The organism is Streptomyces sp. GC420 (assembly GCF_009916105.1).
Taxonomy (GTDB): Bacteria; Actinomycetota; Actinomycetes; order Streptomycetales; family Streptomycetaceae; genus Streptomyces.
In genome coordinates this window covers 1-14,509 of sequence record NZ_JAAAXQ010000205.1, presented here as the reverse complement: position 1 = coordinate 14,509, position 14,509 = coordinate 1, and the positions used below count along the sequence as shown (strand labels likewise).

Genomic DNA, 14,509 nt, shown 5'->3' with positions numbered 1-14,509 from the left:
GAGGTGACCAGGGAGCGTTCGAGGAGCTGTACGGGCAGGTCTCGGGACCGGTCTACGGGCTCGTACTGCGGGTCGTGCGCGACCCCGCCCAGTCGGAGGAGGTGACGCAGGAGGTGCTTCTGGAGATGTGGCGTACCGCGGCGCGCTTCGACCCGGCGCGCGGGACCGCGCTCGCCTGGATCCTCACGCTCGCCCACCGCAGGGCCGTCGACCGGGTGCGCACCGCGCGGGCCGCGAGCGAGCGCGAGCAGCGGATCGGACGGCGCGACCAGGGGCCCGCCTTCGACCAGGTCGCCGAGGCGGTGGAGGGCACCCTGGAACGCGAATGGGTGCGCCGCTGCCTCGACCGGCTCACCACACTCCAGCGCCAGTCGGTCACCCTCGCCTACTACGACGGCTACACCTACCGGGAGGTCGCGGACCGGCTGTCCATACCCCTCGGCACGGTCAAGACCCGGATGCGGGACGGTCTGATGAAACTCAGGGAATGCATGGACGGTGCGTCGGTATGAGTCTCCTGAGGCGCTCGACCCACCAACTCGCCGCCCCCTACGCGCTCGACGCGCTGGACCACGGCGAGGCCCGCCGCTTCGAGAAGCACCTGGCGCGCTGCGAGCGCTGCGCCGCCGAGGTGCGCGTCCTGCGCGCCGGCGCGGTGCGCCTCGCGCACTCCGTGGCCGTGCAACCGCCGCCCGAGATGCGCGCCCGCGTGCTCGCGGCGATACGCACCACCCCGCAGGAGCCCGCCCCCGGCGCGGAACGCGCCCGGCCGTCCTCCTTCACCGACCCGGTGCTCGGCACCGACCCCGGCCGCCCCCGCGGCGCCCGGACCTCCTCGAACAGGCCAAGGCCGGGGCGCAGGCCGCTGTTCGCCCCGCTGGCGGCGACCGCCACCGCCTTCGCGCTGACCGCCGCCACGGTCCTCGGCGTCCTGTACGTCCGCGCCTCCGACGATCTCGACCGGCAGCGTGCCGCGGCCCGGGAGATCTCCCAGGTGCTCGCCGCGCCCGACGCCCGTACCGTCACCGACCGGGACGTGCGGGGCCGGGGGATCAACGCCGTCGCCTCCCCATCGCTGGAGCGGGCCGTGGTGACCGTGACCGGACTCGCGCAGCCCGCCGGCGGGCGGGTGCACCAGCTGTGGCTGATGGAGGCGGACGACGAGATCAGGTCCCTGGGACTGCTGGACGCGGACTCCCCGGTCGTCGCCTCCGGACTCGGGGCGGACGCCGAGCGGCTCGCGGTGACGGAGGAACCCGCCGGGGGTTCCGCACAGCCGACAACCGAACCACTTGTCCAAGTCGCCCTGGAATCTGCCGGATTCGGTCAGTAATCGTCAACACCCTTACGGGGAAGGTGAATCGCGCGGCCGGGATACCCGGGTGTCCGCGCGGGGCGATAGGGTTACCCTGCCCGGGCCGAGTGCCCTCGTACGGGTGGGGAGTGACATGGAACAGATAACGGTGCGGAGCAGGCCACGGGTGCCTGCCATCACATGCGGGAGCGGTGCGAGCAGTTCGCGCCTCGACCGTCACCTCGCGGTGCTCGGCGGCCCCGCCCTGCCGCAGCGGGAGACGGCCGAGGCGACCTCGCTGATGCGTGAGCTGACCACGCGTGACGTGACGCACGCGCACACCGGCAAGGGGGCGCGCGTCTCCCTCTTCGCCCCGCTGCGCAGGCTCCGCCGTTCGCTGTTCGGCAGCCGCGGCTGATCCTCGCCCGGGGAGAGCCGCGGTACGCGCGACGGGCGTGTACCGCGCCCGGAGACGGACGTCCCCGGGACGACGGCACCGCAGGTGCGACGGCAGGCTGCACAGGCAGCAGCGGCCGGACAGCGGCACTTCAGGCAGCGGCAGTACAGCAACACGGCAGTACAGCACGGCAGTACAGGCACGGCGCACCACCGCAGGCACAACAACCGCCTTCGCTCAGGCGATCACACCGTCCCGGCGCAGTTCCGCGATCCGCCCCTCCGTCACCCCCAGGGCGCGCAGCAGCGTCACGGTGTGTTCGCCGAGCGCAGGGACCGCCCCCATCCTCGGTTCCTCCCCACCCGGCAGGACCACCGGCGGCAGCAGCGCGCGCAGCGGCCCCACCGGCGTGTCCACATCCCGCCACCGGTTCCTGGCCGCGAGCTGCGGGTGCCCGGCCAGGTCGCGCACCCCGTTGAGGCGCGCACACGCGATCCCGGCGGCCTCCAGCCGGCGGATCGCCTCGTCCGTGCCCAGGGCGGCCAGTGCGCGGCCCACCAGCGCGTCGGTCTTCTCCCGGTTGCGGGTGCGTGCGGCGTTGGTCGCGAACTCCGGATCGTCGGCCAGGGCCGGGTCGCCCAGCACGTTCTCCGCCAGCCGCCGCCACTCGCGGTCGTTCTGGACCGACAGCAGCACCTGCCGGCCGTCCGCCGTCGGATACGCGTCGTAGGGGGAGATGACGGCGTGTGCGACCCCCGTGCGCGCCGGGGCGGCGCCGCCGTGCATCACATGGTGCAGCGGATGCCCCATCCACTCGGCGAGCGCGTCAAGCATCGACACCTCGACCGGGCCGCCGCGCCCCGTCGTGCCGCGCCGCAGCAGCGCCGCGAGCACCCCGGAGTAGGCGTACATGGCGGCGGCGATGTCGGCCGCCGGGATGCCCGCCTTAACCGGCTGCTCCGGTGTCCCCGTCACCGAGACCAGCCCGGCCTCGCACTGCACCAGCATGTCGTAGGCCCGCTTGTGCGCGTACGGTCCCTCGGGCCCGTACCCGGAGATGTCCACCGCGACCAGCCGCGGATGACGTGCGCACAGCGTCGCCGCGTCGATCCCGAGCCGTGCGGCCGCGCCCTGCGCGAGGTTCTGCACGAAGACGTCGGCGCCCTCGATGAGCCGGTGCAGGAGTTCCAGGCCCCGGGGATCCTTCAGGTCCAGCGCGACGGACTCCTTGCCGCGGTTGCACCACACGAAGTGAGAGGCGAGCCCGGCCGCCGCGGTGTCGTAGGCGCGGGCGAAGTCACCGCCGTCCGGGCGCTCCACCTTGACCACCCGCGCGCCGAGGTCGGCGAGCTGGCGGGTGGCGAAGGGCGCGGAGACCGCCTGTTCGACGGCGACGACGGTGATCCCGTCCAGGGGGAGCGGCTCGGGGACCCGGCCGGGCGCCGGGTGCGTGGCAGGTGTGTCCATGGCGGTGATCCTGCCTCACGCGGGGTGCCACCGGCCCTCCGGCCCAGGCCGGGCCCGGCCTGGGGGCGAAGAACCCCGCCGACCGGAACGAGCGCGGACTGCGCCGGGCCGCCCCCGAGGCGCCCCCGACGGGCGAACGCCGCTCTCTCCGGGCGCGGCCCCGGCCCCTGCGGCGGACCGCCCGGGCCGGCGAGCACGCGAACATCACGGGCAGCACCCCGGTGACCTGGCCGGCGCTCCCGCGACGGGTGGGCCGCCGACGGGTGAAGTCCGGCGTCCGGCGTCCGTTCGACGGAGCGGTGCGGCCGCCCGGTCCGGCGGGCGGCGCATGCCCCGGACTCCTCGTCCTGGCCCCGGACTCCTCCGTCCCGCCCCGCGCCGAACAGCCCGGGCCCGGAGCCCCGCGGGCCTTCGGGCTGCCGCCTCGCCGTCGGCCCGCGGGGCCGGACCGGGGTCAGATCAGTGCGAACTGCCCCCCCGGCCCCTCCTCGTGGTGGTCGAGCACGGACGCGGGCCGGCGCGCCGCCCGCGGCACGGGCAGCACCCCGGCCTCCCGCAGCTCGTCCCCGGTGATCAGCGGGCCGGTCGCCAGCTCCTCCTGCCGAGGGGCGACCTCGGCGAGCAGCGCGAGCACGGTGATGAGTTCGAGCAGCTCCGAGGTCCACTCCTGGAGCCAGGCCTTCGGCCGTATGGCGTCCAGGGTCCCGGGCGCGGCCGGCGCGCCGAACGCGCGCCGCTCGAACCACGACTCGAGTACCCGGACCCCGCAGACGCGGAAGTCCCAGGCCTCCGCCGGTGTCGGCGCGATCCTGCCCTCGCCGAGACAGAGCGCCCCGCTCTCGTCGTCGTACGCGATGGAGGCGGGCCGCGGCGGTATCGCCGCCCGCACATAGGGGCGGCGGCCGCCGGGCAGCCGGGGCCGCTCGGCGCTCCGGGCGCCGCGGGTGTGCAGCCACAGCATGCGGCGCCCCAGCGCGACGCCCCGGTCCCAGCGCTCCGGGTCGGCGGTGAGCGGGACCGCGCAGCCGGCGGGCGTGGGACGCGCCGCCGCCAGGGCCCAGGCGAGCACCGCGCCGGCGTCCGCCTCGCGGCCCAGGCGCTTGCCGAGGAAGTCCGTCAGACCCGGGGCGAGATTGGGCTCCGCGGCTCCCGGACGGCGGTAGAGCGGCCGGATCCTGCCCGGCCGCCCGGCGGGGGAGTGCCCGTCGGGCAGCCACGCCGACGCCACAAGACCGGGCCCCGCCGGCGTCCCCGGCACGGAACCCGGTTCGACGGCGAACAGCTGCCACTCGTCCGCGACGCGCCACAGCTCGGGACGCGCGCCGTCGATCAGCCGGTGATCGGGGATCAGCCACTGCGCATCGAACGCGCCGTGCAGCACCCGCACCGGCTCGGGGCAGGGGCCGCTCTCCCGGGCCAGTCTGCCCGTGCCGGTGGACTGCCCGGGCAGCGCGGTCACGGCGCTGAACGGCGTACGGGCCCTGCTGGGCCGGAACAGTGCCTCGCGCTCGGCACCCATGGCCCCCACGAGCGCGTTCCAGCGGGCCTTCAGCGAACCCCGGTCCGGAGCCGTGATCCAGCCGCGGCCCAGCCGCAGCGGCGCCACGGACCAGGGCATGAGGTCGTCCAGTACGGGCACGTCATCGCTCACCGTCGGCATGCTAGGCGGTTCCCGCTGCCGCGTCAGCGGGCGGCCTCGACCGTCACCGAGAAGGAGAACCGGTCGCCCCTGTAGTGGATGCGCGCCACATCCACCACCCGCCCGTCCTCGTCGTAGGTCACGCCCGTGTAGTGCAGGATCGGGCTGAGCAGCGGCACCCGGAGCAGCCGTGCCGTCTCCGGGTCGGCCAGCCTGGCCTCCACGGTGTCCGTGATCCGGCTGATCCGCACTCCGACCACGTCCCGGAGCACCTTCGTCATCGGCCAGCGCTCCAGGTCCGCGGTGTCGATGCGGGCCGCGAGCTCGGGACGGACCGCGTTCTCCGCCCAGTTGGTGGGCTCGCCGCTCCCGCCGTCGGCGCGCAGCCGCCGGTACGAGACGACCGTCTCCGTGTCGGGGAAGAACTCGGCGAGCTCCCCCGGCACGGGACCGGTCTCGGCCTGGCCGAGCAGCGTCGTCCGCTCGCCCGACTGCTGCGCCACGATCGCGTCCACCGAGCCCAGAAGCCGTACCGGGGCGCCGCGCTGTGCGGTCGGTTCGATGAAGGTGCCGCGCCGGCGGTGCCGGCTGATCAGCCCCTCTTCCTCCAGTTCCTTCAGCGCCTGCCGCATGGTGAGCACGCTGACGCCGTAGTGCTCGGCGAGATCGCTCTCGGTGGGCAGCCGCAGCGATTCGTGCGGGCGCCGGCCGAGTATGGAGGCCCGCAGCGACTGCGAGACCTGGTACCACAGCGGCAGCTTGCGGTTGAGGACCAGCGAATCGGGCGCGAAGGTCACCGGGGACTCCAAGGACGAAGGACGCGGTACCGGGTCAGGACCGGAAGTGCCGCTGGAGACCCTGCCACACCTCGTCGTAGCCGCGCTGAAGGTGGTCGGCCTCCATGGCCTGCCGGGTCGCCGTGACCGGCCACCGTGTCTCGAACATGAAGGCCAGCCCGTCGTCGACCTTCTGCGGCTTCAGGTCCGCGGCGCTCGCCCGGTCGAAGGTCTCCCGGTCCGGACCGTGCGCGGACATCATGTTGTGCAGCGAGCCGCCGCCCGGGACGAAGCCCTCGGCCTTGGCGTCGTACGCGCCCTCGATGAGTCCCATGTACTCGCTCATCACGTTGCGGTGGAAGTAGGGCGGCCGGAAGGTGTCCTCCCCGACCAGCCAGCGCGGCGCGAACACCACGAAATCCGCGCCCGGCGCCGTCAGCACCGTGAAGATCGACGGGTCGGGGTGGTCGTAGCTGATGGTGCCGAGCACATTGAAACGGCGCAGGTCGTAGATGTACGGAACATAGTTGCCGTGCCAGGCGACCACATCCAGCGGCGAGTGGTCGTAGTCGGCCGCCCAGAGGTTGCCGCAGAACTTGTTGATCACCTGGACCGGCCCCCGCCGGGCCCCCTCGGCGCTCTCGGCCCCCCCGGCTCCTTCGTCTTCGTACGCCGCCACCGGGGCGAGGAAGTCCCTGGGATTGGCCAGGCCGTTCGCGCCGATCGGTCCCAGGTCGGGCAGCACGAACGGCTCGCCGTAGTTCTCGCACACATATCCGCGGACGAACTCGTCGAGCAGCTCCACACGGAACCGCACCCCGCGCGGGATCAGCGCCATGTGGCCCGGCTCGCACCGCAGCAGGCCGAACTCGGTGCGCAGCAGCAGCCCGCCCCGCTCGGGCACGATCAGCAGCTCGCCGTCGGAGTCGCTGAACACCCGGTCCGTCATCGAGGTGTCGGCGGCGTACAGGTGCACCGCCATGCCCGAGCGCTGCGTGACGTCGCCGTTGCCGCCCAGCGTCCACAGGCCGGCCACGAAGTCGGTGCCGGGCGCCGGGTCGGGCAGCGGGTCCCAGCGCAGCCGGTTCGGATCGGGCGCCACCTCGGTGAACGGCGCGCTCCTGATCGCGCCGTTGCCGGTCCGGGTGAACGGCGGGTGCGCGGCCGAGGGCCGGATGCGGTACAGCCACGACCGCCGGTTGCGCGACCGCGGCTCGGTGAACGCGGTTCCGCTCAGCTGCTCCGCGTACAGGCCGAGCGGCGCACGCTGCGGAGAGTTCCTGCCGTGCGGCAGCGCCCCGGGCAGGGCCTCCGAGCTGTGCTCGTTGCCGAAGCCGGACAGATGCTCGAGCCCCTCCGCCGTCTTCCGCGCCCGCTCGATCGCGTTGCCGCTCATCACCGCTCCAGTCGTCGTCGACAAGGCCCACCTGATTTCTATGTAAGACCATAGGAATGGTGAAGGGTGACGTGCAAGAGGTTGGGCGTCAGGGTCGGCTGAAAGTCGTCATCACGTCGTGATCGGTGTGCGTACGGGAGGACCGACGAACGTGGCCGTGTTCCTGCTCGGGGTCGGCGCCGCGTGCTGCCTCGGGCTCGGCTTCGTGCTCCAGCGGCGCGCCGCCCAGCGCGCCCCCCTCTCTCCGACTTCCTGTCCTTCAGGCTGCTGCTCGACCTCATGCGGATGCCCGAGTGGCTGCTCGGCATCGCTGTCATGGTCGTCGGCATGACGCTCGGCGCCATCGCGCTCACCCTGGGTCGAGCCCCTCACCGCCACCAGTCTGGTGTTCGCGATGCTGCTCTCCCGGCGCCTCACCGGACTGCGGCTCGGCGTGCAGGGCCGGTCGGGGGCGCGGCGCACCGAGCGGCGCCCGCGCCGGGAGGCGGTCTCCGGGCGGGCGCTGCCGCGATGCGGCGGGCGCCGGGTCCGGCGGCCCGCCGCGCTCGACGCGGGCGCGGAGTACACGCCCGCCCGACCGCCGGACCGCCCGCCCGCCGGATCCCAGGGTGGTGTGGCGTCCCCCACGTCGCGGGATGCCCGGTGGCGGCCCGCCGGGGGACCGGCGGGCCTCGCTCGGGCAGCGTCCTCCCGCGGATGCCGCCCCGGAGCAGCGGGCGCCGGGTGCACAGTGCCGGGCCGCGGGGGGACGGGCGTCCGGCCGCCGCGGGTGGTCCCGGCGGGGCACGCCCGCCGTGCCCGTGCGGGCGAGCGGTGCCCCGAGCCTGCTGGATCCCGGGGCGTGGCACGGGCGTTCGTCCCCACCGGGCACCGGTGCGCGGCGAGCGAATCCGCGTCGCGCATCCGCTCGCCGCGTGCGGCGGCGAGTTCCTGAGCGGGCCCGAGGACGGCCGGGCTCTGTCGGAAGACCGGGACGGGCCCGGCGGCCGCCGGCGGCGCCGACCACAACAGGGCGCGCGGGTACCCGCCGGAGTTCGCGGCCGCGCGCGGGGGTCACGCCCCGGGGCGCCCGCCGGAGCGGGTCTGGACCCGGATGGGGTCGTTTACCGTGTTGGGAGGCGGTCTGCGTCCCCACCGAGCGCGAACACCGACCCGGCCGCCGGTCCGGAGTGTCATGTCCCCCCGTCGTACCGCAGTCACCGCCCTGACCGGCGGGCTCCTCGCCGTGCTCGTCGCACTCGCCGGATGTGCCGCCTCCGGCGACTCCGGCGGCGCAGTCGGTGGGGCCGCGTCCGACGCCCGCGCGGCGCTGGTGCCGTCGCCGTCCCGGGCCGTCATCGACCCGGTAGCCGGGTCGGTCTCCGACGCCTCGCCGACACCCACGCCCGACGCGACCAGGGCCAGGAGCGAGCCCGCCTCGCTGAGCATTCCCGCCATCGGGGTCAAGGACCTCCGGGTCGTCCCGTACGAGGGAACCACCGACGACCGGCCCGGCACGCGGATCCAGGACACCGGTGTCGCGGCCAGTCCGTACGGCGAGAAGGGCGGGGTCGGCCCGGGCGAGACCGGCAACTACCTCGTCACCGCGCACCGCCTGTCCGCCGGCGGCCCCCTGCGCGATCTCCCTCTCCTCGACGCGGGCGACACCGTCACGGTGACCGCGGGGGACACGGTGTACACGTACCGGATCACCGAGACCCGTAAGACATCGTTCAGGTCGGAGCGTTCCCTGGCCGAGCAGAGGGCCGCGGTGCCGGGGCGCCCCGGGGAGGAGCCGACCAAGGCCGTGATCACGATATCCACCTGTGCCACGCCCGAGGACAACGCCGCGGGGAACTACTGGCGGGACGGGAACAACAACCCCGAGCACCGCATCGACAAGATCGGCGCCCTCGTCTCCACCGCGCAGACGCCGCCGGACGGCACCGCCCCGGCCCCCTGACGGTCCCCTCGCGCCGGCGGCGGCCTCCGCGACCCCGGCGCCCTCGGGGACCTCGTGCGGCGCGACCGCCGGGGTGCGCCGGGGGCCGTCGCCGCCCGGTGGGCGGCGGTCCCGGGCGGCGGGGCCGCCGATGCCGGGTGTGCGCACCTCTCCCCGCCATGCGTACCGGTCGGTATGCTCGGGCCCGATCCGCGCGCCACCGCCGCCGCCGTACCGGGAGGACCCGTGTCCCCGAACGACACCACTCGCACCGCCCTGCGCATCTGTCCGCTCTGCGAAGCCACCTGCGGCCTCGCCCTGACCATCGGAGAGGGCCGGGTCACCGGAGCCCGCGGTGACCGCGAGGACGTGTTCAGCCGCGGTTTCATCTGCCCCAAGGGGGCGGCCTTCCCAGAACTCGACGGCGACCCCGACCGCCTCGCCCGTCCCCTCGTCCGGGAGAACGGCAGGCTGCGGGAGGCGAGCTGGGAAGAGGCGTTCGACCTCGTCGCCGCCGGGCTGCGGCCGCTCGTCGAGGAGCACGGACCGCACACGGTCGGGGTCGTCCTGGGCAACCCCAACGTCCACACCATGGCGGGCGCCCTCTACCCGCCCGTCCTCCTCAAGGCACTCGGCACCCGCAGTGTCTTCACCGCCAGCACCCTCGACCAGATGCCCAAGCACGTCTCCTCGGGCCTGCTGTTCGGCGACGCGCTCGCCATTCCCGTACCGGACCTGGACCGCACCGACCACCTCCTGCTCATCGGCGCCAACCCGCTCGACTCCAACGGCAGTCTCTGCACGGCCCCCGACTTCCCGGGCCGGCTCAAGGCGCTGAAGCGGCGCGGCGGGCGCCTCACGGTCATCGACCCGCGCACCACCCGAACCGCCCGTCTCGCGGACCGCCACGTCGCCGTCCGCCCCGGCACCGACGCCCTGCTGCTCGCGGCCCTCGCCCATGTGCTGTTCGAGGAGGGCCTGACCGCCCCCGGCCGTCTCACCGAGCACACCGAGGGCTTCGACGAGGTCCGCGACGCCGTACAAGACTTCACGCCCGAGGCCGTCGCCGAGGCCTGCGACGTCCCCGCCGGGGAGATCCGCGCCATCGCCCGGGAACTCGCCGCCGCACCCACCGCGGCCGTGTACGGGCGGGTCGGCGGTTCCACCGTCGAGTTCGGCACGCTCACCAACTGGCTGGTCGACGTACTCAACGTCCTGACCGGCAACCTCGACCGGCCCGGTGGCGCGATGTTCCCCCACTCGGCCACCGACCGCGCCCCGCGCCCGGCGGCACCCGGCCGCGGCTTCCGGCTCGGCCGGTGGCACAGCCGCGTCGGCGGGCACCCCGAGGCCAAGGGCGAACTCCCCACCGCCGCACTCGCCGAGGAGATCGACACCCCCGGCGAGGGCCGTGTCCGCGCGCTGATCTGCGTCGCCGCCAACCCCGTGCTCTCCGCGCCCGACGGCAAGCGGCTCGACGAGGCGCTCGCCGGACTGGACTTCATGGTCAGCGTCGACCCGTACCTCAATGAGACCTCGCGCCACGCCGATGTCGTCCTGCCCCCGCCGCCGCCCTCGCAGAGCGCCCACTTCGACTTCGCCTTCAACGCGTTCGCCGTACGCAACCAGGTCCGCTACACCAGGGCCGCCGTGCCCCTCCAGCCGGGTCGGCTCGCCGAGAGCGAGATCCACTCCCGGCTGATCCTCGCCGTCTCCGGGATGCACGGAGCACCCGCCTCCGCCGTCGACGACATGGTCATCGGGCAGACCCTGGGCAAGGCCGTCGCCGACCCGCACGCAGGCGTGCACGGCCAGGACGCACAGCGGTTGGCCGGGCTCCTCACCGGGGTCTCGGGCCCCGAGCGGCGGCTCGACATGATGCTGCGCCTGGGCCCGTACGGCGACGGCTTCGGCGCCGATCCCGAGGGGATGAACCTGGAGAAGCTGCTCGCCCACCCCCACGGCCTCGATCTCGGACCGCTGAGGCCCAGGCTGCCGGAGCTCCTCAAGACGCGCAGCGGCCGGGTCGAACTGCTGCCCGCGCCCATCGCCGCCGACCTGCCGCGGCTGCGCAGGGCCCTCCAGGAACGCCCCGGCGGCCTGCTGCTCGTCGGCCGCCGGCATCTGCGGTCCAACAACAGCTGGATGCACAACGTCCCCGCCCTCAAGGGCGGCAGCAACCGCTGCACGCTCCAGGTCCATCCGCAGGACGCCGAGCGGCTCGGGCTCGCCGAGGGCCTGCCCGCCCGAGTCAAGGGCGACGGCGGGGAGTTGGAGGTGCCGGTGGAGATCACCGACGCCGTGCGGACCGGCGTGGTGAGCCTGCCGCACGGCTGGGGCCACGACCGGACGGGCGCCCGGCTCACCGTCGCCGCCGCGGAGCCCGGCGTCAACGTCAACCAGCTCCTCGACGGCACCAGGCTCGACCCGCTGTCCGGAACCGCCGTGCTGAACGGCTTCCCGGTGCAGATCACGGCGGTGCGGCCGACGCCCGCCGTCTGAAACGGAGTTGCGTACGAACCCCGGCCGACGCGGGTGCCGTCGGGGTGAGTTCCCGCCGGGGCGGCGGCGCGCGGTCGCACGCGACCGCCCCGGCCGGGCAACACGGCCGCGTGGCGCGGTACTTCGGCGGGCGCCGTGCCGTCGGCTCCCCGATGGTCCGGGAGCGCCGCGCCCGGCGCCGCGGACGGCAACCCGGCCTGCCGGGACCCGTCCGGCCGGCGGTGGCCGGACGGGCGTCCGTGCCCGCCGCCGGGCTGTGGCACCGGGGCGTCCGTGCTCGCGCCGACGTGCTTGGCCACCGTGGCGTGGACGGCTGCGCGCGGGCAGGTTCAGGGGCGCGGCCGACGCCGCGTTCGTGGGCCGTACGGGGGATATCCGGCGAGCCGTGCGGCGCTGCGCCACGGATTGCGCGGTCGGACATGAAAGACAGTCAGGCGAAGGGCCGATTTGTATGAAAATCGTCTGACTCGGAGGACCTCGCATGACTGCCTCAGTACTCCCACGCCTCGTCGGCTCCCGAACCGGGGCCGCCGCGGCCGTCGCCGCGCTCGCCGTCGCAGGCACCACCCTGATGGGTGCGTCCGCCGCGTTCGCCCAGGGCGACAACGGCGACGTCAAGATCCACAGCGTGGGCACGCGCTACCAGGACCAGCGGGACGAGTCGAACGTCTGCAAGTTCTACCTCGCCGCCGACAACTTCGACGTGGCGACGGAGGTGACCTACCGGATCGAGCCGAAGCCCCCGCGGCCGAACGGGCCCGCGCTGGAGGGCACCATCACGCTGGCCGGCGGTGTGGGACAGACCAGGCCGCTCTCCCTCATCGACGGTCAGTACAAGCTGGCCTGGGAGGTCACCGCCCCGCCCGCGACGCCGCCCGACGTCGCGGCCACCGGCTCGAAGGTGTTCACCGTCGACTGCAAGAAGGACCCCAAGTACGGCGGCGAGGAGCGCGAGCACGGCCAGTCCGGCTCGAAGTACGAGGGTGAGTCGTCGGGGAAGCACGGCGACGACTGGACCCCGAAGGGCGGGGTCCCCGCCGGCGGCGGCGGCCTTGCCGTTCCCGCGGGCCCCTCGCAGATCGGTGGCGCCGCGGCCGCGGGAGCGGTCGGGGTGGCCGGACTGGTCTACTTCCGGCGGTTCCGCCGCCTCGACGGTGCCGCGTAAGGCCGGCAGCGGCCCCGGCCCGGAAGAGGTGCGGGGGCCCGGCCGGTCCGGGCCCCGCACGGGTCCCGCCACCACGGCGGGGCTCTGGGCCGACCCCGGCCCCGGTGGGATCGCCGACTGGGGCCGTCCCGGATCCCGGCCGCGTCACGGCGCGGGTGCCGCCTCCGCACCGGCGCGCCGGCCGGCGCCCGGACAGGGCGCCGGCCCCGGGGACGCGGCGCCTGGACCTGCCGGTGTCCGGCGGCCCCCCGGTCCGGATGCCGCTTCCGGGGATCCCCGGCCCGGTCGGGACCGGGCGCCCGCGCCCGGCTCCGGCACCCCGGGGCGCCGGGCGGTGTCCGGTCCGGATTCCGGCCGGCCGGAGGATCGCCGGTCCGGTGCGGGTGAGGCGGCCGCGGGTCCGGACGGTGTGGCGAGTGCCGGCTCCTCCGGGCTCCGGGCGGTGTCCGGTGCGCACTCGGGTTCGGCCTTGCGCCGGCCCGAGGGTTCGCGGTCCGGTCCGGGTGGCTCGGGGACGGGGGCACCGCGTGGTCGGGACGCGGGGGCCGGTTCCGTTGTGTCGGGTGGATGCGTCTCGTGGTCCGAACGTGACCGCGGCGCCTCCCGGCCTCAGGCGGTGTCCGGTGCGATTTCCGGCCGGCCGGAGGATCGCCGGTCCGGTGCGGGTGAGGCGGCCGCGGGTCCGGACGGTGTGGCGAGTGCCGGCTCCTCCGGGCTCCGGGCGGTGTCCGGTGTGCACTCGGGTTCGGCCTTGCGCCGGCCCGAGGGTTCGCGGTCCGGTCCGGGTGACTCGGGGACGGGGGCACCGCGCGGTCGGGACGCTGGGGCACCGCGTGGTCGGGACGCTGGGGCCGGTTCCGTTGCCGGGCGTTGGTCCGTCTCGCGGCCTCAGGGTGACCGTCGCGCGGCGGTGTCCGGTCCGGCCCCCGCCCGGCCGGAGGGTTCCCGGTCCGGCCAGGACGGTGCGCGCGGCCAGAGCTCATCCGGCGGCCGGGCGCCGCTCGGCGCGGAATCCGGCTCGGCCCCCGGCCGATCAGGCCGGAGTGTTGACGTCGGCCATGTCGTCCCGGCAGGCCGCGCGGCGTCCGGCGCGGGTGGGGCCGTTTCCGGTCACGGCGGCCTCCCGGGCGGCCGGGAGCTGCCCGACGCGGAGTTCGTCCCCGGGGGCGGCCAGGCCGCCGGGCGTGGGGGTGTCTCCCGCGCCGACCGGGATGCGGGCGCGGATGTCCGTCCGGTGCGGGGGCGCCCACCCGTTCCGCGTACCGAGGGCGGGCCCGGTGGGGATCGGGTTGTCACGCGTCCGGGCGGAGCCGTCCCGTCCGCTTCCCCCGCGGGCCGGGCGCCGCTCGGGGCGAACTCGGTTTCCGGCCCCGGACCGGCGACGGGGCGCGAGGGCGGCTCCGGTCGCCGCGACGGCGCCGGCCGAGCCGGGGACGGATCCGATTCCAGGGGCAGGGACAGGGGCAGGGACAGAGCCGCGGGCCGACACTCCGACGGTTCCGCCTACCTGCCGGAGAGCCGGCGCCGGGGAGAGCCCGCAGCGGGTGTCCGAAGCCCGCAGGTGCCGTCCGACCCGCGCCGGTCGCCCAGGCCGAGCCCTCGTCCGCGCCCCGCGTCGTACCGTGGGGCCGGTCCCGGCCGCCCCGTGGCCCGGCCGGGACCCGGTGGTTCCGGCGGTGGTTCCGGCCGTGGTTCCGGGGCGTGGCCCCGGCCGCCCGGCACATCGCGGCGTCGGCGCAGGCCGACCCGGGCGTACCGGCTGACTCGCACGGTGCTGGTCACGCTGCTGGTGGTGATGGGCGGCGTCTGGTGGGCTCGGGACGACGCGCCGGCCGGAGAGCCGGCCGTCGCGGGCGCCGCCGCCGAGCGGGAGCGGCACTCCGGGGGATCCTCCGACTCCGCCGGGGCCGACGCGGGCCACGCGGGCGACGAGAAGGCGAACGACCCCGCGA

Annotated in this window: 10 protein-coding genes and 2 pseudogenes; 8 read left to right on the top strand and 4 right to left on the bottom strand. The window is 75.3% G+C overall.

Annotation, left to right across the window (positions count from 1 at the left end; genetic code table 11):
- From GUY61_RS23345 to GUY61_RS23335, 3 genes are all read left to right on the top strand, one after another.
- The coding region (locus tag GUY61_RS23345) for a sigma-70 family RNA polymerase sigma factor (protein WP_166632192.1) at positions 1 to 512 on the top strand (512 nt) is incomplete at its 5' end.
- Positions 509 to 1,333, top strand: coding sequence for an anti-sigma factor domain-containing protein (locus tag GUY61_RS23340; RefSeq protein ID WP_166632191.1), 825 nt, complete (start codon positions 509 to 511; stop codon positions 1,331 to 1,333). The genes GUY61_RS23345 and GUY61_RS23340, both read left to right, overlap by 4 nt.
- Positions 1,334 to 1,448: 115 nt before the next feature.
- Positions 1,449 to 1,712: a hypothetical protein gene (locus tag GUY61_RS23335; RefSeq protein ID WP_166632190.1), complete on the top strand. Its 264-nt coding sequence runs from the start codon at positions 1,449 to 1,451 to the stop codon at positions 1,710 to 1,712.
- 216 nt (positions 1,713 to 1,928) lie between these two features.
- On the opposite strand, the gene GUY61_RS23330 is transcribed toward GUY61_RS23335, so the two are convergent.
- The 4 genes from GUY61_RS23330 to hmgA form a co-directional block, all read right to left on the bottom strand.
- Entirely contained in the window at positions 1,929 to 3,158 is a 1,230-nt protein-coding gene (locus GUY61_RS23330; protein ID WP_166632189.1) for a CaiB/BaiF CoA-transferase family protein, read from the bottom strand.
- Positions 3,159 to 3,612: 454 nt separating this feature from the next.
- Positions 3,613 to 4,818 (bottom strand): type ISP restriction/modification enzyme, encoded by a 1,206-nt coding sequence (locus GUY61_RS23325; RefSeq protein ID WP_166632188.1) that lies wholly within the window; start codon positions 4,816 to 4,818, stop codon positions 3,613 to 3,615.
- A 23-nt stretch (positions 4,819 to 4,841) separates the two neighbouring features.
- Complete coding sequence (locus tag GUY61_RS23320) at positions 4,842 to 5,606, bottom strand: GntR family transcriptional regulator (RefSeq protein ID WP_208106356.1); 765 nt, start codon at positions 5,604 to 5,606, stop codon at positions 4,842 to 4,844.
- A gap of 22 nt (positions 5,607 to 5,628) precedes the next feature.
- A complete protein-coding gene (hmgA, locus tag GUY61_RS23315; protein WP_166632186.1) occupies positions 5,629 to 6,969 on the bottom strand; it encodes a homogentisate 1,2-dioxygenase in 1,341 nt (446 codons plus the stop codon).
- A 151-nt stretch (positions 6,970 to 7,120) separates the two neighbouring features.
- Here hmgA and GUY61_RS40375 point away from each other — a divergent pair.
- From GUY61_RS40375 to GUY61_RS23290, 5 genes and pseudogenes are all read left to right on the top strand, one after another.
- Positions 7,121 to 7,420, top strand: a pseudogene (locus GUY61_RS40375) (hypothetical protein); the annotation flags it as partial.
- A 723-nt stretch (positions 7,421 to 8,143) separates the two neighbouring features.
- A complete protein-coding gene (locus GUY61_RS23305; protein WP_166632185.1) occupies positions 8,144 to 8,911 on the top strand; it encodes a class E sortase in 768 nt (255 codons plus the stop codon).
- Positions 8,912 to 9,085: 174 nt separating this feature from the next.
- Positions 9,086 to 11,392, top strand: coding sequence for a molybdopterin oxidoreductase family protein (locus tag GUY61_RS23300; protein ID WP_166632184.1), 2,307 nt, complete (start codon positions 9,086 to 9,088; stop codon positions 11,390 to 11,392).
- Between the two features lie 481 nt (positions 11,393 to 11,873).
- Positions 11,874 to 12,557, top strand: coding sequence for a hypothetical protein (locus GUY61_RS23295; protein ID WP_166632183.1), 684 nt, complete (start codon positions 11,874 to 11,876; stop codon positions 12,555 to 12,557).
- A gap of 1,771 nt (positions 12,558 to 14,328) precedes the next feature.
- Positions 14,329 to 14,509 (top strand): annotated as a pseudogene (locus GUY61_RS23290) (hypothetical protein); the annotation flags it as partial.

Excerpts from the sequence above, each read along its gene's own strand:
- GUY61_RS23340 (WP_166632191.1), top strand. The coding sequence starts at position 509 with ATGAGTCTCCTGAGGCGCTCGACCCACCAACTCGCCGCCCCCTACGCG.
- GUY61_RS23335 (WP_166632190.1), top strand. The coding sequence starts at position 1,449 with ATGGAACAGATAACGGTGCGGAGCAGGCCACGGGTGCCTGCCATCACA.
- GUY61_RS23330 (WP_166632189.1), bottom strand. The coding sequence starts at position 3,158 with ATGGACACACCTGCCACGCACCCGGCGCCCGGCCGGGTCCCCGAGCCG.
- GUY61_RS23325 (WP_166632188.1), bottom strand. The coding sequence starts at position 4,818 with ATGCCGACGGTGAGCGATGACGTGCCCGTACTGGACGACCTCATGCCC.
- hmgA (WP_166632186.1), bottom strand. The coding sequence starts at position 6,969 with ATGAGCGGCAACGCGATCGAGCGGGCGCGGAAGACGGCGGAGGGGCTC.
- GUY61_RS23305 (WP_166632185.1), top strand. The coding sequence starts at position 8,144 with ATGTCCCCCCGTCGTACCGCAGTCACCGCCCTGACCGGCGGGCTCCTC.
- GUY61_RS23300 (WP_166632184.1), top strand. The coding sequence starts at position 9,086 with ATGCTCGGGCCCGATCCGCGCGCCACCGCCGCCGCCGTACCGGGAGGA.
- GUY61_RS23295 (WP_166632183.1), top strand. The coding sequence starts at position 11,874 with ATGACTGCCTCAGTACTCCCACGCCTCGTCGGCTCCCGAACCGGGGCC.